We start from the raw sequence: 18,786 nt of genomic DNA, 5'->3' as shown, positions 1-18,786 counted from the left end.
TTTTTTTGGCGAACAAACATTTCAGGGCGTGCGATTTATTGTTCGCCCAAGGCAAGACTAAGGGTCATACAGGCCCCGGTCGGCGTCGGCACAAGCGTGAATTCGGCGCCCAGCTCACGCGCACGCAATCGCATGTTACGCAAACCATTGTTCGGCGTTAGCGCACCGCTTGACAGTAGCGTCCCGCCGGAGTTTTCGACGGTCAATTTCACCCCACCGTTCGCTAAAGTCGAGCCCATAACACTAATTTTTTGGGCATTACCGTGTTTCACAGCATTGGTCACAGACTCTTGAATAATCCGTGCAACCGATAGGACTTTCTCGGGCGCTAACACCAAATCCGGCGGCAAATTAAGCATCGACCATTCAACCTCGATCCCCAAGTTAATGAGCGGGTTGAGTGTTCGCTCTCGCAAAACCGCCAGTGCCGACAGCAAATTACCGGTGTGTAAATCCAGCGCATGGATGATGATATGCAGGTCGGTCAGGGCGTAACGCGCCACACGTTTAATCTCGTCGCCGTCGGCCGCCGGATCCTCGGACAGCGCGACAATAGTCGACAGGTGTCCCGCCACCCCGTCATGAAGATCGGTAGTGATGCGCTCGCGCTCATGTTGAGTGGCCAGCTGCTTGACCAGCCGCTTTTCGGTGTCCAATACGCCTCGCAATTCGGCCTCCCGACCCGCCAATTTACGGCGCAGAACCTCGGCAGCCCGATCGCCGGCCTCCAATGATTTAACCAACCGCATGGTCAGGTAAGCACCAATGGCAACGAAAAGTGGTATTCGCAAGGACTGGGCCAAGAATAACCCCGAGTCAACCAAGCCCAGGTTGAGGCCGACATCGTGAATCATCGTCAGCAACAACAGCGCCCCGCCGTACCCAATCGCGCGCGAAGCCTTGGGATATTTCGATGCATTATCACCCAGCAAGACAGTTACAAACACCGCGATGCTGAACACATGAACGGGAATTGCAATAAATAGACCGGCAATCCGAACATCCAACCCCGCCCACCAGACCAAAACGATCAATGTCGTTGGCACCAGAAAAGCCATCGGCAACAGGGCTCGCGGTGGCGCGCGACCGATGAACGCATAAGAAAAGCCTACCGTTGCCAGCGACCCACCTGTGGCCAATAAAAACATCATCGGCCACAGCCCTTCCAGGGCCGGAAACGTGGTACTTAAGGCCCCAACAAAGGTGCCGCTGGACGCCACCAAAAAAAATCCCAGCCAGGCAAAAGACTTTTCGGAGCGGCGCACCAACGCAATCCCCAAACACACGATGCCCAGCAACAGCTGTGCGCCGAACGTGATGCGTTTTAAATCAACCGATAAAAATCGACGGACTTGAAAGAAGCGATCAAAGGTTCCCGGTGGTCCTATGTAAATCGGCGACAACGTGCCCGGGGTCAGCGATTCACTCGCGACCGAAATTCGCAGTCGATTAATACCGTCTACACGCAAATTACTTGGCAATTCAAGCAGCACCGAGCCAAACGACATGCGGCCATGCCAGCGCACCATTGGCCGGTTAAAATGAACCATCTCGTCATTGAGATGAATCGACAAATAACGGGCGAAATACGGGATGTAAATCGTTGAGTCGCGGGCCAACTCAGTGTCGATGTTAAACGTCCGCCGGTACATCCTAGTTGCGTCAGCCGACCACATCATAGGCAACTCAACTGTCTGGTCGCTGCCGGTCCAAACAGCGGTGTCATAACGAAACGACGGGGCCGGCCCGCGAAGCAAGGTCGCACAACCGAAAATAAACAATGCCACTAGCCCCGTCAAACCAACCAGTGAGCGCGCCAGATGCCTACTCAAGAATACCCAGCCGGCGCGCCTCCGACGTTGCCTCGGATCGGTTGCGCGTGTCTAGTTTGCGGTAAATATTGCGGATGTGAACGGGGACAGTATGCGGCGAAATAGCCAGCATCGTTGCAACCTCTGCATTGGTGTAACCTTTAGAAATCGCCGTAATCACCTCTACCTCACGGCTGGTCAGCAGCGTGCCCTTGTTGTTTGGGCCGACAGTGACATTTCTTGCTTGAACGCTTTCGACTACGTATCGCGCTATCGCGGTCGAAATCGGAGATCCTCCGGCCAAAATGGATTCAATAGCACGAATGATCTCAACAACATCATCGTCTTTTAACAGGTAACCAATCGCGCCCGCTCGAATTGCGTCGATCACCACCCGGCGATCCGATAACGCGGAAATAACCACCGCCTTCGCGTCGGGCTGGTGATCCGACAAATACTGAATGGCTTCAATACCCGAACCATCCGGCAGATGAATATCCGCAATCAGTAAGTCAACGGACGTTGATTTTAGTGCTGCCATGCCATCGCCCAACGATTGAAAACTGATCACCGCTTGTGCCTGGGACCACTCCCCCAAGATACGTTCAAAGCGCGCCGCCACGGTGCGATCATCTTCTAGCACCATGATATTCATAAGAATTCCGACTGGTGCGGTAACCTAAACCTGGGTCTCATTCGAGCGGCACTGCGGTGACGATTTTTGATAACCCCAATAAACTCAGCGGTGGATAGGTTTCGAGTGCCAAAGCACTGTCGATATTAATCACAATGCTGGGCTCTTTAGGTCCGGTTATCGGAATATCCGCTGGATCCACACCATCACGTAGTATCGCGGCGGCCTTACCGGCGGCCACCACACCGGCGGCCCGATAACTGTTCGAAACACTTAGCAACGCACCCGCCTCGTGGACCAACCGATCGGTACTCGCAAACGTTGGTATCCCAAAGGCTGTTGCCGCGGTAACGTAGATAGAACCATTTTTATTCATAAAACTGTCGGGACCCTGATAAAACCAGTCGACACCCAAAGCCGCTAACGACTCAACCGTATCGATTATTTGTTCACCGTCAGGCTGACCGTCCACGGTCAGCGGCACGGGTCGCGCCAACAACTCAAATTGGCGCTCCTTGGCCAGCTGGGTCAGGCGTTTAACATTGATAGTCGAATTCGCTTCGAGTGGGTTATACACCACCGCCAAACGTTTAACTGGGCCAAATGAGTTGAGTACCGTCAGTTGCGTTTGCTCGGACACCAAATATAAAGAGCCGGTAAAGTTGCGCCCGGAACTGCTCAAATCCGCTACTAAGCCGCTGCCAATCGGCTGGGACACAATCATAAATACCGCCGGAATGGGTGCAACGGTTAACTGATTGGCATCGCCCGCATGCAGTCCAAGCATCCCGGTGGCTACCGAGGTACCCCAGGTCGCCACCAAATCCACGTCCAGCGCCTTGGCCTCGGCAACGAATCCCGCTAACCGGTCTTTTTGACCTTCGGCGTTGCGCACGATCAATTCGTAGTCAATACCGGCACTATCGAGCCCGTCTTTAAAACCTTCACTGGCATCTTCCCAACCGCGCCATAGCACCAGGTAAATAACCTTGGGCTTAGCCTCAGCCGCACTGGGCGGCGCAATCGACAACGGTAATGCCAACGCCATTAACGCCATCCAGGACGACACAAGCTTACGCATGATTCACCGTTTTACTCCCTAACCAAGCGAGCACGTAATAGATAACCAACCCCACGCCCGCCATCAATACGATCAAGCCCATGCCCGCGGCCGCATCGACGAACCCGACGCTTGCAATAAGTATCCCCACTAAAATCGGGCCAATGACGCTACCACTGCGCTCGAAGACCCGAAACAAACCCAGCACCTGCGCCGACGGCGTAGCTGCAACGCTATCTGCCATCCGATTAGCGACCGCGGAATTGGCTAGGGCCTGACCAGCCGCCAATAGCATTACACTGGTGGTGGTCGTGATGACACTGAATTCAAGCAGCATCAACAGCGGTGCGACACCGGTGCAAACCACACCCAAAATTATCCAACGTTGCTGGCTGGCAACCGACTCATCCGCCAGCATGCCACTCAGTTTGGACACCACGACCGCGACCAAAAAATACATCATCATGACCCGCGCAATGTCCACGGGCGACAATGCGAGCGGGCCTAAACTGAGGGGCACCCAATAAAACAAAAAACCAGTCAACACCATCTTGCTGGGTATCGCCACTAAGCCTAGGTGCACCAAAAAGTCGTTGCTGCGAAACACCATGCCAAAGTCACGCATCGTCAGTGCACTGCCGCCATCAGCATCTGCTGTTTGACGGCGGAATATAAAGCGCCGTCCCAACATAAATGCCACCACCATAATGGCAGACACCAACCAGAACACACCAGTCTCACCAAAATGATCGACCAAAACGCCCCCCATCGACACGCCACAGATAGCAGCTAACATTACGCTTGAAATGAATGCGGTAAGTGCGCGCTTGCGCTGCGGCCCCTTTGGCAGCTCGGAAATATAGTTTTGAAAGGCCAGGGTGACAAACGCGTAACCCAAGGCAGACAGGCATCGAAAGCCAACGAACTGGGTATAATCTTGGGTCACGGCCGTACCCAAAAGGCCGATCAATGTCACCGCACTTCCGAGCAAAAACAGATGATGAGTATGACGTCCAGTCGCCCCAAGTAGGCTTGCTAGCGTGCCTGTTGCAACCACCAACATGTAGGCTGATATCGGCAGGCTTGCGGCTAAATCCGCCGAGATGCCCCACGATCCGTCGTAAAGACCGGCTGCATAACGGGGCAAAAAAGAGCGCGTTAATTCTTCGGTCAGTACATACAGAAACAACGGAAACGCAACCAATTTCGCAGGTTCGTTTGCCGGCGATAACGAATCTGCCCGCGAATTCGAAACAGGCTTAACTTGGGCTTGGCGATTGCGCTGGGACCTCGCGATACAACTCAAAAACGCAAACCCCTCCGCTGACGCCAACAAAAACACGACGCCCAATGTGCCTAAATCGAATAGCAAGTGATTAAACGTGCGTGCCGCAAACGATTGGTTGGTATAGACATTGGCCTGCCCAGTGCCCGGCTCACCAATTGCTCGAGCACTGCGGTAGTAGCTATCGTCAGCCCGCCGTGAACCCGCGCTCAAACTTACAGACCCCACCGAGACTTCGGCTAAATCGATCGCGGGGGACTGCGCCACCAATGCCTGCAGGGTCGCCTCAGCGTCGGGAATTTTGGCCAATGGCACCCCATAACCCACGGCCAACTCAAATTTGTTGGCCATCGCAACGACGGCCGAGTCGCTTTTGGCGGTAATCAACGGCCCCAATTGGGCTTTAAAAACTTGGTGATCCGCATAAAGTTGCGCGCCTAAGGCCGCACATTGGGTGAGCAGAACCAGCCCCAATACCTTACGCTGAAGCTTCAGCCGATCGATCGGCACTGTGTGGCGGTTACTCAAGTCAAATGCACGACGACCCCAGCCCAAAATTACCACCAGTTGGAGTGCCCCGGCGCTTAATCCTAAGACACTCGCTATTTTCATGGCCTGATGCCACGCGGCCTCTTTTGGCCCGCTTAGCGTCGCCGTATCAATGGCGATAAAAACACCGCCGATATCCTCACCTTCAATGCCCACCATGGTCGCGGCCAGCACGATTCCGCTGTCGGTTTCGATGGCAACCCCACCCGCACTTGCGCGCTGCAGTGCCGCTACAAATGCCGCGTCCAGCCGCTCACCCGGCACACCGACATGGGTACCGTCGCTGCCCGCCTGATTTTGTGCGGCGATCAACGTGCCAAAACTGTTATAAACACCGGCGGCGCCAGCACTTGGTGCCATGGCTAACCCGGAGCGCAAAATATTTGCAACCTCCTGAGTATTTGCCACGGCCACCCCCAAACGTGTGAGTTTGGAGGTGGCGGCGCTAATCTCGTCCAACGGCACCTGGTATTGCTCGGCAAAGACCCGTTGATAGACGGTCTCGAACTTTGCGAAACTCATCCACGCAACTACCGTCAAGGATCCAAACATGACCAGCAAGGCAAATCCGGCGATCGAAAGCGCGGGCCTGCACAAGGCTGTTACAGGCATTGGTTCACAGCCCCGTTGGGCATAGTTGCGCCGCACAAATCTGCACCGTCAAACAACGCGCTACCTGTTTGTGCACCACTCAGATCCGCGCCCCGTAAACTGGCTCCTCGGAAATCAGCACCGGTCAAATCGGCGCCACTCAAATTGGCCGCGGACAAGTCCGCGTTGCCAAAATGACTGTAACTTAGGTCCGCATCGCGCAGTGTCGAGCGACGAAGGTCCGCACCGACGAAGCGCACGGACAACGCACGTGCCTCGGTTAAATCAACCGCCTGCATTCGGGCGTTATCCAAGACCGCACGATCAATCCGAACGCGGCGCATCGAGGCTCCTGTTAAGTTTGCATTGCGCGCGTTTGTAAAGCTCAAAAACGACGCATCCAAGATGGCCCCAGTAAAATCCGACGCGGCTAAGTTGGCGTATGAGAGCTCGGACTCGGTCAAATCCACACCGCGCAAATTCGCAAAGGCCAGTTCCGCTTTGAACAAAGTTGCCGCATACAGATTAGCGCCCTCGGCATCGCTCTTAGACAAGATCGCCCCGGTCAGGTCAACTCGCGGCAAGTCCGCTTGCATTAGCAGCGCACTTGTCAAATCGGCACCAGACAAATCGACCCGCGCCAGTCGCGCACCCACCATGTACGCTCCGGCTAAGTTAGCATTGGCCAACTCGGCACCGGTCAACTCGGCGTACCGCAAATCGCACTCGCTGCATGCATTCGATCCCAGCAACTGGCGCACGTATTTCGACGGCTCGGCCTGAGCATTTTGTAGCGTCAACACCAACAAAACCGTCGATAGAGCCCATATGTGACAACGCATCTCAGCCGCCTCAGTAATACAAAAACTGCAGCGCCTGACTTAGACGCCCGCTGAGTTGTTGATAATCGTTTGAGGTGTCCAGTGACACGTCGCCCGTTCGAAACTGCCGGTAAAGTTGATTGTCCTGCATGTGATGAAACACGGAGGACCAGTTTGGGTAAGGCTTGAACCAATCCGCATACCGCGCCTTCAATTCATCCAGCGGACGATCCGACTCCGCATTCCCAGCCGCTCGCGTTTTTTGATACACATACTGCGGCCGGCGTGGCGTTACCAAAATCAGCACGGACTTTTGAAAATCACGGGTGGTAGCGCGCGAAAAAAAGTACTGCAGTCCCGGCACGTCCTGTAAAACAGGAACACCGTCTCGAGTCCGTTCAGTTTCTTTTTCCGACATGCCACTTAGAATTAAGGTGTCCTCGAAATCCATAATGACACTGGCCGATACGTTGGTTTTTGATGTTTCCACGCGCAACGAAAACTCTACCGATGAGCTGGGTGTCTTTAAAAATGTCCGCTCAGCTTCAATGTCCAAGCGGATTCGCCCGTCCGACAAAATCTCCGGCTCCAGTTTTAAACGAACACCGACTTCTTTTTCAATTTCGACCGAGTCCCCTGAGGACGAGTTACTCACTGCGGCCGCGTTGACCTCGACGCCTGAGAAAAACTCAGACGATTTACCGTCATAGGCAATTAATGTCGGGCGCGCCAAAATTTCGTTACGTGCATTGCCTGCATTGGCGATGTTTAGCGAGTAGTTAATCGAGGGCACCGTCAACGACCGCGTAATCGTCCGCGTGCGATTGCCCTGTTCTTTTTCGTCGATATTGGTGTAGGTGTAGGCGTTTTCGTTATCCGTATCGAAACTACCCAACTGGACCATCAAGCCCGACAGGATGTTGACTCCTTTTGAGGTGGTCACGTCTTCTTCTGTGCGAATGATCACGACATCGACAACCACCATTTCTTCATTTGGCAGATTTTCTTCAGCGTCGGCGAGCGCGACATCGACGAACCGAGCCTCCACCGGTTGTGATCGCGGTGCTACCATGTTTGCTTCGCTGGCATAGTAGTTTGACCAATCAAGTACCCGTTGTCGGACGCGGTCGGCCAGGCCCTGTGACCGGGTGGCCGCGATATTGTCGGCGTGCGGAGCCGTGGCCAATTGCTGAACGAATTGCTGGGCCAACTGGTGTTCGCCCGCTGCTGCAAATATTAAGCTAGCCGCCTGCTGTAAACGTCGACTGTCCGGTTCCAACATGGCGAGCTGGCGAATCGCACCGGCCGCAGTTTCAACATCCATCGATAAATAGGCAGACACCGCCAACGCGTAGGTGCTGTCCGGATCCTTAGGGTTGTACAACAGCACTTCGCTGAATTGATCACGCGCCAACCTAAACTTTCGTTGTTCAAAGTACAGTTCACCCAACCCATATAAAGCCAAGGTGTTACCGGCATCAAATCGGACGGCCTGGGAGTAGCCTTTTTGCGCCAGCGCGTAGCGTGTGCCATCACCGGCCCGCGCCTGTGCATGGTAAGCCAGGGCATTTAAATAGTGCAGGTACGAGTTATTGGGGTTCGTCTGCAGGGCCAGATTTGTTTGCGCCAACGCCAAACCCGGGTCGTCCGATAAAATTAATTCGGCAGCGCGCGACGCCGTCACCGACAGCGAACTTTGTTTGTCAGTCGCATCAGCGAATCCAGTGATCGGTGTCCCCACCGACCCACACCCCGCGACCAATAGCGTCGCTAATAATGCGCTGAGGCGCGCAACGTTCTCGATACCTAGACACCCCATCACGGCGATTCAACTTGGGAAACTAATTGCATTATTATGTCCACGGTCCCATCGGTTAACGCATCAGTCGTCGCCAACACTGCCTCAAAACCGATCGCCTTGGATTCGCCGGCGTGATGGTTATAAAGACCCGCCGCAATCGGCGTAAGTTTGAATGCCGAATTGGCGGCTAAAACTCGATCAATAATGGCGGGTGACATTTCGATCAGGCGTCCGTTGCAGTCATCGATGATCGTTGCGTACATCGCATTCGGGTTGGCCAGCGCCTCGAAAAAGACATCGATTGTGCCGTCACAAAACGCCTCAACCATCGCCGCACTGCTCAGCTCTGTTAATTCAGAAAAATCACTGGAGGACCATCCAAGGGCATCGAATATCGCCGACGCGGCCGACCGTTTACCCGACCCCTTGGCCCCAATATTGACACGTTTACCAAGGATGTCATTCAGACCATTAATGCCACTGTCTGCCCGGGAAAACGCGACCAACGGCATCGAATACAGGGACTTTAGGTAACGCAACCCAACGCCCACCTCCAAATCCGGACGGCTAGACTGGGCGTCCATGGCCGCGTCCAATAAGTCACGGCGCGTGATCGCCATATCCAGTTGCCCGGCCTGCAACGCCTTGATGTTGTAGATCGATCCACCCGTGCTGCGATTGATGCAGCGGACCCCGTGAACCAATCGTTCATCATTAATAGCGTGGCACAGCGTGTTTGCCACCTGATAATAGGTCCCCACAGAGGAGCCCGAGCCCAATGCAATAAACTTCTGATAATTACCCTGGGCGGAGGCCCCCAAGACTGATGCCGACATCACCCACAGTGCGCATCGCAAAACAACCGACGCCATCAAGCTTGCCGCCGATACGTGGCAGATTCAGTGGCCAGGTCGATCAAATAGGAATGCCCGAACGCCGCAAAGCCGAGATCTTCATAAAGTTTATGGGCAACCAGGCGCTTAAATGACGTCGCCACCAATACCAGCCCACAATCGCGTGCCCGCAGTTCCTGCATGGTCCAGTGCATCAACCCTTTCCCAATGCCTTGGCCACGTCGCGCCGCATCTACCACGACCGAATCGATCATAGCTTTCGGCTGAGGGGCGCGAATGATATTGGCGTAAATCACCGCCTGGCAGGTCGCAATCACCTTGCCTTCATACTCAGCCACCGCAATCCAACCGTGGCCCGAATCATTTAAAATTCGTGTTAAACACTCACGCGCCAAAGGCAGCGCCGGCGTTTGCTCTGGGATCAACTGCGCGTATAAAACCAATAACTGATCCAGATCAGCCAAGGTCCCGAGTCGAAATTCAACCGCTCGTGAATCCAAATCGCTCTCACCTGAAGTTTCCATACCCATACCCACAACCACACCGCGCGTTATTACGTGATGCTGACATGCGATTAAAAAAAACGGCATACCCATTTTAGGGTATGCCGATGACCGACTGTTCGTTAAAAAAAGGGACACACTCGCCCCTTGTTTTCACACACCAGAGCGAATCGCAGAGGCGCTAGGGCTTTTTAACCGTAAAAGTATTATTTCGTTTGGTGTAAATGACCATATATGGGTTGGCTCCATTGCCTACGCTAGTGCGAGACATTTGGTCGCATATGTCCGCGCGGTTTACACCCGCCGACATCCAGCCTGCAGTGTCTTCGCACTCTGAGCGTTTAAACCAGCCCCGATTGTTTTCAGAGACATCCAAACCCTCGTCTGCAAATCCATCCAGGACGCCTTGGGCCAGCGCGTTGCAAAAGTTGTTTGCCGCACTTCTTCCACTTTTCCCGGGTTGCTTAATTTCCACCATCAGCCCTATCGCGCCGGTCGGCGTGTAGACCGCCGCGCCACACAGGCGCGACCCAGATTGTGCGCTGGCATCCATAGGTAACATGCTGATCCCGATCAGGCAGCTAGCTGCGCCTGCTGTGAACGTCTGTTTGATGTTTTTCATCTCAAGCCTTTTACATTAACTGCGCAAACCGCCCGTCGGCTTGCTCAAGACACAGTAACGAGGGCCTCTGAGCTATGAAATACTTATAATTGAGTAGCGAAACGCCGTAGTACGATGAAGTAACGGACAGCGCGATTTCGACGCAATCATAGCAACTACCCCGCCAATATCGTTGCGCTTAGCGGCGACAAAATAATCGATCGGAGCCTTGGGCATTGATGAAACAACCTATTTAATTGGCAGCGTTTGTTTTAAACACCTGTAATGACCCACAGGTTTCTGCACACCTAAGCGGCTAATTCGAATGCCTGTTTTGGCGTTTTCATGTTCAAAGCCTCGTGTGGTATCTGGGTATTGCGCCAATCGATATGTTGTGGTCAACAAAATCCGGACACCATTTTAGATTTTTCGTCGGCTGCGGCTGCGATAGTGGTTATTCCGCCGTCACCCATGTATGACCGATTCCAGTCGTAATAACCGAACAACAAACGATTGATGTTTTGGCGCCCCCATGTGGATTCGAACCACAGGCCTTCCCCTTAGGAGGAAAGTGCTCTTTGGATTTTTTCATATATATCAATTACTTGTGATGGTAGAACGAGCGCAGTGAGGGATTTGTGAAGTCGATTCAAAAAGGGACCAAATAGACAATATAGCGGGTGCCTGTGAGATAAGTAAGCACAGCTCTCGGTCGAGCATTAGAAGTTCAACCTATGGGCATACAGACAAAAGCCGGTCTAATCTACAACCCCTGCTTGATGACAGTCGCCTTGCAGATCTCGTGTCACGGCGATGGCCTTAAAGCTTTTCCTCAAAAGCTTCCTAGCAGATCCCAGCCTTCATGCGCTCTTCGGCATACATTTTCTTATGCTGGGCGGTCTCGGCCTCAAGCTCTTCCATGCACTTCATGAGCGAAGCGTCTATGCCACCGAACGTTAGCCGCTGATAAATCATCGCTGTTCGACAGCTATGCTCTCGGGCTAGATCGGCGACGGGCACGCCATTCTCGGTTTGTTTTTAAAATGGCCATGATCAAGCCGTCGGTGAACCGTGATTTCTTCGCCGATTGCTTTTGATGTCTTCATCATAAAACGCTCTACTCAAAAGTGCCGTTAATTTTCGGGGGGGATTACACCACCGCAGAGGCCGCGATTGAACGCTGCCGTCACGAGAATCAAAGTAACGCCACCGTCTTGCAGCGCGTGAAAAACAAGGCCGACCGAATCAAATCGATCATTGCTGGCGAGCCCGAGCAATCTCTGTACGGCGCTCAAGGCAACTCCACAGAGCCCCGCACCGGCCGGGCCCTAGGGTCGGTTTGACGGGTTAATCGCCGCGTGTTGTTTGCTCTGCGATCGTCTTTCCGGAAGCTATAACCACAGTTGCACAAAAACCTCCGGTTGGACCCGACGAGAGTGACAACTCGCCATCATAAGGCTCTATAGCACTCCGAACAATTGCTAGGCCTAACCCATGCCCAGGTATCTGTTCGTCAAGTCGAAGACCGCGACTACCCAGTTGGTCGATAAGCTCATTTGGTACTCCGGGACCGTCGTCAGTTACTCTAATTACGTACCCTTGATCTATGCTGCCTAAAAAAAGTTCGACAAAATGAGCTCCCCATTTGCCTGCATTGTCAACCAGGTTTCCAACAATTTCGTTAAACTGATGCTCGTGCAAAGGCCATCGAGTGTTAGGATCAAGCGAGGATTTAAATTCAAAGGATTTAGTAGGATAAATTTGCCCAAGCATCCATAGCAAGTCTCTCGCTTTTTCAATTACCTGCGTTTCACGCCCGATTTTAATTCCAGAAAACCTGTTTCTACGCATTTCGGAATCAAGCTGAAAATTGATGCTCTCTAAGCTCCTTCTGATGTGGGAGCAATCCTCAGCAGTTAGCCCGCGCTCACCCTTTCCTAGTAAAGCCTGGGCAACCGAAATAGGCGTTTTTATCCCATGCGAAAGATTCGCCATAGAATTGTTCGAGATTTCCATTTTTTTCTCGAATAACCCAAGTAGTTGATTTAACTGGCGCACTAGCATTCTAAATTCGCTCGGGACCCTCTCGTTTAATCGAGACTCGGTACCGTCTTGAAGATTTTTTAGCGATTTCTCTAGGCCCAAAACAGGCCTCAAAGCGAAATTAATTGCTACCCAAATTAGCCCTATGAATAAAGACAATAAGGTTATTGATACTATTGCGGTCCACAGGTGTAGCTCTTGTTGACTCTTACCCAAAACTGTAAGGTCTTGCGCCACAACCACCACAAACTTTTCGTCTGCCTCACCAAAACTCTCGCGATACGCCAGTATGTTAGCTGAGCCAGCTTCAGAGGCTGTGGTAGATGCCCGCACGACACCATCGTTTTCCTCTTGGATTACGCTCAGCAGTGCATCGGTTAATGAGCCTGAAGAATAAACCATATTGTCTTGCGACCGGATGGCAAATGAGTGATAGAAAAACTCTTCAAAATAGTCGCCTGACGGTAGTTCATCCATCAGCCCACCGGAAGCTATTAACCTGCTTTTTAGGTAGTCCACCTCAGATTTGAGCTGGTTTAAGACGATGCTTTCTGTCATTCGATCCAATAATGTACCGTGAACCGCCCACGCAACAGCCATAAGCCCCGTCCCAACTAATAATAAAACGGACGTCAAGATCGACCGAATGGATCTCTGTTGGTTATACCAAATCATTGAACAGATATCCTTGGGCTCGCCTAGTTAAAATGACATCTTTACCCAGCATTTTGCGCAAGCGGGCGATGTAGGCTTCAATGATATTTTCTGTCGGTGTCTCACTTAGGTTGTACATTTGATCTATTAGGTGGGATTTTGATTGAACGCGCCCAGGACTAGCCATCAAGCAACGTAATAATCGAAACTCAGTTCCGGTCAGTCGATAGGCCATACCTGACTCCAGCTTTAGCAATCTCTGATCCTCATCGAGTTCAAATCTGCCTACGCTAATCACCGATTTGGTGCGTCCAGCGTTACGACGCACAATTGCGCTAACTCTGGCCAATAGTTCTTCGATTCGGAAAGGTTTTGAGAGGTAGTCATCTGCACCGGCTTTGAGCCCTTCAACCTTTTCGTACCACTCGCCACGGGCCGTCAATAACAAAACAGGCATCGCAATTTTTTCAGCCCGCCAGATTCGCAAGACTTCTAAGCCGTTCCCATCAGGCAAACCCAAATCAAGAACAGCTGCCATGTAGTCTTCTGTTCGGCCCAGGGCCTGTGCCTCTCTCGCCAGAGCGGTCTGATCGACGCTATACCCGGCGTCACTAAATTGCTTGCACAAGATAGTTGCTAGGCGCTCGTCGTCCTCCACCAGTAGTATTCTCAAGGGTTGCAACCGCTCCATTCGACAGTGTTTAGGCTTCGGCTCGCGCTGAATTTGAGATTTGTTACATTTCAAACATATCACGTGGAATCTGATTTTTTCCTGAAAAAAACATGACTAGAAGTTCAGAAAAAATTCAGAGTTCCTAAGTAAGTTCCCTTCCGAACCAGCGCTTGCGTGCTCTTCGCACGGCAAGGCTTGGTCGAAAAAAAACCAGACGGAGAATTATCGATGAAGAAGAACCGAATGTTCGCAGCAGCGATCGCAATGGCAATAGCAACTGCAAGTCACGCAGGCGGGGTTCATGGAAGCAGCCATGGAGCAACAGCTGGAGAACAGGGAAAACTATCAGACGTGTCAAAGACGATTCAGATTGACATGTATGACAACTACTACGAGCCAGAAAACATCGATGTCAAAAAAGGTGAAACCATCCGTTTCGTCATCAACAACAAGGGGATGTTGGTTCACGAGTTCAATATCGGCACGCCTGAGATGCACGAAGGCCATCAGGAAGAGATGCTGATGATGATTCAGCATGGAATTATTCAGGGCGGAAAACTCAACCGGGATTTAATGGAAATGGACATGGGTAACGGTCAAACGATGAAGCATGACGATCCGAATAGCGCATTACTCGCCCCTGGAGAAACTGCTGAGATGATTTGGAAGTTCTCAGATGACGGAAATATCGAATATGCCTGCAACGTACCAGGCCACTACCCAGCAGGCATGTACGGAGCGTTCAAATTCTAGGTCTATCTGCATTTTTAGAAATGACGTACCTAGAGGAAGCTGTTTTTTGACTGGATAAAGTCCGGAGCTGACATTATGAAGAGTAAATTTGCAACAGGAATTTGTGGATTTCTAATATGCGCCGCCTCAATTGCCGGCGAATACGAGTTATCTGTCGATGAAGTTACTATCGATACAGGTGATTTCGTTAAAAAAGGAATTGGTTATAACGGCAGTTCCCCCGGACCTATAATGCGATTTAAAGAGGGGGAAAAAGTAAAAATTAATGTGACGAATAATCTAGATGTAGCGACGTCTATTCACTGGCATGGATTAATATTGCCATTCAATCAAGACGGAGTCCCTGGGATTAGCTTTCCAGGGATCGCTGCAGGGGAAACCTTTTCTTATCAGTTTCCGATTCAGCAGGCCGGAACGTACTGGTTCCACAGCCACTCAGGGTTCCAGGAGCCGGACGGAGCCTACGGAGCTATTGTAATTGAGCCCGAGGGTCGCGAACCCTTCCGATACGATAGAGATTACGTCGTTCAACTTACCGATAAACACCCCCACTCAGGCAATCGCATCATGCGGAATCTGAAAACAGCAGCTGACTACTACAACCGGGAACAGCAGACGTTCGGAGATTTCTTAGCCGAAGTTAAGGAGAACGGTGTGAGCTCGACCGTTAGTGATCGGATGGCTTGGGGCTCCATGAGAATGATGAAAGCTGACGTAGAGGATTTGCAAGGATTTACTGGTCTGATTAACGGTAAGGGCCCCGACCAAAACTGGACCGGACTATTTACGCCCGGCGAACGAATTAGGCTTAGATTCATTAACTCTTCCGCGATGACGTATTTCGATGTTCGAATTCCAGGGCTTGAAATGACAGTCGTTCAAGCCGATGGGAACAACGTTCAGCCCGTAAAGGTGGATGAGTTTCGAATTGGTGTGGCGGAGACTTACGATGTGATCGTTAAGCCAAAGGATGCCGAGGCCTACACTATTTTTGCTGAGTCGATGGGCCGGTCGGGTTTTGCGAGGGCAACCCTGGCGGTCCAAAATGGATTGGCTGCGCCTGTACCTGAACTTAGAGACCCGGCGAGGCTCACCATGGCTGATATGGGCATGGATCATTCGAACATGGCAGGCATGGACCATTCGAACATGGCAAGCATGGACCATTCGAACATGGCAAGCATGGACCATTCGAACATGGCAAGCATGGACCATTCGAACATGGCAAGCATGGACCATTCGAACATGGCAAGCATGGACCATTCGAACATGGCAGGCATGGACCACTCGAACATGGCCATGAGCAAAACTGAAGACAAGTTTTATGCCGACGGCAGTGGATTGATCCCTAAGGCAGCTAACGGAGGGAAGTTTCTTTCATACTCTGATTTAAAGGCCCAAAAGCCGCTATATGAGGATCGTGAGCCAACACGCGAAATTGAGCTTCGGCTGACTGGCAACATGGAGCGGTATTTATGGAGCATAAATGGTGTCAAGTATGAAAACGCCGAGCCAATCAGATTGCAGTATGGAGAGCGTGTTCGCTTCAAATTTGTTAACGAAACCATGATGACACATCCAATGCACCTGCACGGTATGTGGAGCATCTTAGATGTTGGCGCAGACCAGTGGAACCCAATCAAACACACCGTAAGTGTCCAGCCCGGCACAACCGTGTATACGGAAACCGAAGTAGATGAGCCTGGGCAGTGGGCTTTTCACTGCCACTTGTCTTATCACGCGTCCGCCGGAATGTTCCGAAAAATCATCGTTGAAGGTGGGCCCGAGATTAAGCAAGCAAAGCTGGCAACAACTGTCACTCCGGGAGGTGATTCGTGATCCCTATGAAACTCCTTGGGGTGAGCTTATTTTTCGCCACTACGTCCGCTTCCTCAGTTTTGAGCGCGGCAGAGTTAATCAAAGACGAAACTGATCGAAATAAATCGTTCATCACTTGGGGTGTTCAAGTAGAGGAGTTTGAGTATCGATACAGTGATGATGATGATGAATTGGCAGTATGGAACGCCGATTTATTTTATGGGACTGATGAGCTCAAGGTACGCCTCCTCTCCAAGGGTGAATACAGCTTAACGGAGGACAAATATGAAGGCCTGGAAAATCAAATCGTGGGTCAGATTCCAATCTCAAGCTTTTTCGACGCAAAAGCTGGCGTGCGGTTTGACAGCCCTAACGGACCCGACCGGGCTTATGCGGTCGCGGGCATAAGCGGACTTGCGCCACAGTGGTTCGAAGTGGATGCAAATCTATTTCTCAGTGACGAAGGCAACTGGTCAAGTTCCATAGATGCAGAGTATGAAGTGTTGTTCACAAACTACCTCGTGTTAACTGCAAACCTGGATGCGACCGCGGCGTTTAATGAGGACTCCGAGATTGGCGTTGGAGAGGGACTCGTCTCGACCGAAACTGGCTTGCGATTAAGTTACGATGTTGTTGACCGACTGTTTTCTCCGTACATTGGCGTAGTTTACGAACGCAAGTATGGCGACTCCGCTGATTTAGCAGTGGACGAGGGCAACAGCACATCTAATTGGCTAGGTGTACTTGGAGCACGCTTCGTGTTTTAACCTTAGCCAGACAAGTTGAAGATCGTTCAGGTCTCTACTTACAGAAGAGCCCAATTGAGGGCTCTTCAACAAACTGGACCGAAATTATGCATATACGAAATACGCGGGCACTAATTGGCGTCGTATCGATACTAGCCGCACTAGGCGTTTTTGGCCTCATGAAAACCGACGCATTCAACGCGGAGCCACGCTCTCCTGCAGTCGAACTTGAGCCTGATCAATTGGCGGTTGTTAGTCAGGGAGCGGTAATCTACCAGCAGTACTGTGCTGTTTGCCACGGGAAGAATCTCGAAGGTCAAGGCAATTGGCGACAAAGGGATCAAAGCGGAAGGCTTCCCGCACCACCCCATGACGAGACTGGACACACTTGGCACCATCCGGACCAGATGCTGTTTACTATTCTGAAAGACGGCATTACCAGCCTAATCGATGATCCAAATTACGCGACAAATATGCCGGTTTATGGCGATATTTTGAGTGACCAGGAAATTGTCGCGGTGCTCAGTTACATTGAATCCACTTGGCCAGAATCTATAAGAAACCAAAGGGCAACCGCGAGAGAGTGACGTGTCTAGAGAACACTCTCCGGCGGAATGCCCAAACCACTGGCCAAGCGGTTCATACAAGGGGACAAAAGAACTTCGGGGTTTAGTATTCTTCGTGTTTACTCCACTCAGACACCTGTCCATCCGCTAACGCAAACACTGCAAAACTGTCTTTGCGTGCGCCGGGCTGATCCATCCCCGGGCTGCCCGAGGGCATTCCAGGTGCGGCCAATAAATCCGGTTGATCAGCGGATCGTAATGCGCCTTTAATGTCCTGGGCGGGCACATGCCCCTCAACGATTAAATCCCCCACTTTGGCGGTATGGCACGAACGTGCCCCAGCAGGAACTTGATACTGATCCTTGATCGCATTCAAGTCTGCAACCGGCGTATCAATGACGTCGAAGTTATGGCTTTCCAGATGCTTAATCCAATCCTTGCAGCAACCACAGGACTCACTGCGCCACACCTGAATGGTGTACACCCCGTCATCCATCCCTTTCAACCAATGCGGGTCCGCCGCGAACGCCCCTGTGCTGGGCAACAACGCAACAAATAACGCTAGTCGTTTAATCATTTGATTCTCCTAACTCCAACGAAGTCGCAATGCATTCATCATGACACAAAATGAGCTGAGCGCCATCGCCCCGGCTGAGAGCATTGGAAGGAATCAAGACCTTTGACCTTCACTTTGGAAGCGATCACGCAGAGGTCGTGATGTACGAGTGGGTTGAAGAGGCAATCTTCGATGACATCGCCAAGCTGGAATGGTTTGGCCTGCAGACCGAAGCGGCCTAGCCCAATGAATGGCTTCGTTTTCTTACGAAGCCGTTATTTACAGCGAGTGAGGTTGTCGGAAATCGCTTGGAATATCGGCAATCCACTCAACTTCACCTGCGTGATACCAACCCTAAAGTTTCATCGATGTCATTTTGAGAAGTGCCCTGAGTAAGGAGTGCTCTTAGTAAAACGTCGAAGCCATCAAGCGGCACAAGGCAATTGGATACTTGCGATAATCAAACT

17 protein-coding genes and 1 pseudogene are annotated in these 18,786 nt (G+C 51.8%); 5 read left to right on the top strand and 13 right to left on the bottom strand.

The window, feature by feature from the left end:
- Positions 1–35: 35 nt before the first annotated feature.
- From GH975_RS06160 to GH975_RS06110, 12 genes and pseudogenes are all read right to left on the bottom strand, one after another.
- Positions 36–1,787, bottom strand: coding sequence for a sensor histidine kinase (locus tag GH975_RS06160; protein ID WP_170272567.1), 1,752 nt, complete (start codon positions 1,785–1,787; stop codon positions 36–38).
- Between the two features lie 37 nt (positions 1,788–1,824).
- On the bottom strand, positions 1,825–2,466 hold the full coding sequence (locus GH975_RS06155) for a response regulator (protein ID WP_153713683.1): 642 nt from the start codon (positions 2,464–2,466) through the stop codon (positions 1,825–1,827).
- A gap of 37 nt (positions 2,467–2,503) precedes the next feature.
- Positions 2,504–3,526: an ABC transporter substrate-binding protein gene (locus GH975_RS06150; protein ID WP_153713682.1), complete on the bottom strand. Its 1,023-nt coding sequence runs from the start codon at positions 3,524–3,526 to the stop codon at positions 2,504–2,506.
- Positions 3,519–5,861, bottom strand: a complete 2,343-nt coding sequence (locus GH975_RS06145) for an MFS transporter (RefSeq protein WP_170272566.1) — start codon at positions 5,859–5,861, stop codon at positions 3,519–3,521. Before GH975_RS06145 ends, GH975_RS06150 begins: the two co-directional genes overlap by 8 nt.
- Positions 5,862–5,941: 80 nt before the next feature.
- Entirely contained in the window at positions 5,942–6,733 is a 792-nt protein-coding gene (locus GH975_RS06140) for a pentapeptide repeat-containing protein (RefSeq protein ID WP_170272565.1), read from the bottom strand.
- A gap of 49 nt (positions 6,734–6,782) precedes the next feature.
- Positions 6,783–8,570 (bottom strand): type II and III secretion system protein, encoded by a 1,788-nt coding sequence (locus GH975_RS06135; RefSeq protein ID WP_246164785.1) that lies wholly within the window; start codon positions 8,568–8,570, stop codon positions 6,783–6,785.
- On the bottom strand, positions 8,570–9,388 hold the full coding sequence (locus tag GH975_RS06130; RefSeq protein WP_246164784.1) for a TAXI family TRAP transporter solute-binding subunit: 819 nt from the start codon (positions 9,386–9,388) through the stop codon (positions 8,570–8,572). The genes GH975_RS06135 and GH975_RS06130 overlap by 1 nt, the downstream gene beginning before the upstream one ends.
- A gap of 35 nt (positions 9,389–9,423) precedes the next feature.
- Complete coding sequence (locus GH975_RS06125; RefSeq protein ID WP_153713677.1) at positions 9,424–10,047, bottom strand: GNAT family N-acetyltransferase; 624 nt, start codon at positions 10,045–10,047, stop codon at positions 9,424–9,426.
- Positions 10,048–10,090: 43 nt separating this feature from the next.
- Positions 10,091–10,531: a hypothetical protein gene (locus tag GH975_RS06120; RefSeq protein WP_153713676.1), complete on the bottom strand. Its 441-nt coding sequence runs from the start codon at positions 10,529–10,531 to the stop codon at positions 10,091–10,093.
- Positions 10,532–11,365: 834 nt separating this feature from the next.
- Positions 11,366–11,561, bottom strand: a pseudogene (locus tag GH975_RS12135) (IS3 family transposase); the annotation flags it as partial.
- Positions 11,562–11,857: 296 nt separating this feature from the next.
- Entirely contained in the window at positions 11,858–13,228 is a 1,371-nt protein-coding gene (locus GH975_RS06115) for an ATP-binding protein (RefSeq protein ID WP_153713675.1), read from the bottom strand.
- Entirely contained in the window at positions 13,215–13,880 is a 666-nt protein-coding gene (locus GH975_RS06110) for a response regulator transcription factor (RefSeq protein ID WP_153713674.1), read from the bottom strand. Before GH975_RS06110 ends, GH975_RS06115 begins: the two co-directional genes overlap by 14 nt.
- Positions 13,881–14,108: 228 nt before the next feature.
- Here GH975_RS06110 and GH975_RS06105 point away from each other — a divergent pair, with 228 nt between their 5' ends.
- The 4 genes from GH975_RS06105 to GH975_RS06090 all read left to right on the top strand — a co-directional run bounded on the left by GH975_RS06105 (position 14,109) and on the right by GH975_RS06090 (position 17,784).
- Positions 14,109–14,633 (top strand): cupredoxin domain-containing protein, encoded by a 525-nt coding sequence (locus tag GH975_RS06105; protein ID WP_153713673.1) that lies wholly within the window; start codon positions 14,109–14,111, stop codon positions 14,631–14,633.
- A 75-nt stretch (positions 14,634–14,708) separates the two neighbouring features.
- The gene (locus GH975_RS06100; protein WP_153713672.1) at positions 14,709–16,472 is read left to right on the top strand and encodes a copper resistance system multicopper oxidase; all 1,764 of its coding nucleotides are present in this window, start codon (positions 14,709–14,711) and stop codon (positions 16,470–16,472) included.
- A gap of 5 nt (positions 16,473–16,477) precedes the next feature.
- Positions 16,478–17,218 carry a copper resistance protein B gene (locus GH975_RS06095; protein ID WP_153714790.1) on the top strand — a complete coding sequence of 247 codons (741 nt, stop codon included), beginning with the start codon at positions 16,478–16,480 and terminating at the stop codon, positions 17,216–17,218.
- A 158-nt stretch (positions 17,219–17,376) separates the two neighbouring features.
- A complete protein-coding gene (locus GH975_RS06090; protein ID WP_153713671.1) occupies positions 17,377–17,784 on the top strand; it encodes a c-type cytochrome in 408 nt (135 codons plus the stop codon).
- Between the two features lie 82 nt (positions 17,785–17,866).
- Here GH975_RS06090 and GH975_RS06085 read toward each other — a convergent pair whose 3' ends face one another.
- Positions 17,867–18,340, bottom strand: a complete 474-nt coding sequence (locus tag GH975_RS06085) for a DUF411 domain-containing protein (RefSeq protein WP_153713670.1) — start codon at positions 18,338–18,340, stop codon at positions 17,867–17,869.
- Positions 18,341–18,423: 83 nt separating this feature from the next.
- Here GH975_RS06085 and GH975_RS06080 point away from each other — a divergent pair, with 83 nt between their 5' ends.
- A complete protein-coding gene (locus GH975_RS06080; protein ID WP_153713669.1) occupies positions 18,424–18,561 on the top strand; it encodes a hypothetical protein in 138 nt (45 codons plus the stop codon).
- The last annotated feature ends 225 nt before the right edge of the window (positions 18,562–18,786 follow it).

Origin of the sequence: Litorivicinus lipolyticus, assembly GCF_009650135.1 — a bacterium.
GTDB lineage: Bacteria > Pseudomonadota > Gammaproteobacteria > Pseudomonadales > Litorivicinaceae > Litorivicinus > Litorivicinus lipolyticus.
The sequence above is the reverse complement of the archived record's forward strand: the minus strand, read 5'-3'. Positions and strand labels throughout refer to the sequence as shown.

Coding starts and splice junctions, on each gene's coding strand:
- GH975_RS06135 (WP_246164785.1), bottom strand. CDS start 8,570: ATGGGGTGTCTAGGTATCGAGAACGTTGCGCGCCTCAGCGCATTATTA.
- GH975_RS06085 (WP_153713670.1), bottom strand. CDS start 18,340: ATGATTAAACGACTAGCGTTATTTGTTGCGTTGTTGCCCAGCACAGGG.
- GH975_RS06120 (WP_153713676.1), bottom strand. CDS start 10,531: ATGAAAAACATCAAACAGACGTTCACAGCAGGCGCAGCTAGCTGCCTG.
- GH975_RS06155 (WP_153713683.1), bottom strand. CDS start 2,466: ATGAATATCATGGTGCTAGAAGATGATCGCACCGTGGCGGCGCGCTTT.
- GH975_RS06105 (WP_153713673.1), top strand. CDS start 14,109: ATGAAGAAGAACCGAATGTTCGCAGCAGCGATCGCAATGGCAATAGCA.
- GH975_RS06115 (WP_153713675.1), bottom strand. CDS start 13,228: ATGATTTGGTATAACCAACAGAGATCCATTCGGTCGATCTTGACGTCC.
- GH975_RS06095 (WP_153714790.1), top strand. CDS start 16,478: ATGAAACTCCTTGGGGTGAGCTTATTTTTCGCCACTACGTCCGCTTCC.
- GH975_RS06150 (WP_153713682.1), bottom strand. CDS start 3,526: ATGCGTAAGCTTGTGTCGTCCTGGATGGCGTTAATGGCGTTGGCATTA.
- GH975_RS06100 (WP_153713672.1), top strand. CDS start 14,709: ATGAAGAGTAAATTTGCAACAGGAATTTGTGGATTTCTAATATGCGCC.
- GH975_RS06090 (WP_153713671.1), top strand. CDS start 17,377: ATGAAAACCGACGCATTCAACGCGGAGCCACGCTCTCCTGCAGTCGAA.
- GH975_RS06130 (WP_246164784.1), bottom strand. CDS start 9,388: ATGTCGGCATCAGTCTTGGGGGCCTCCGCCCAGGGTAATTATCAGAAG.
- GH975_RS06145 (WP_170272566.1), bottom strand. CDS start 5,861: ATGAGTTTCGCAAAGTTCGAGACCGTCTATCAACGGGTCTTTGCCGAG.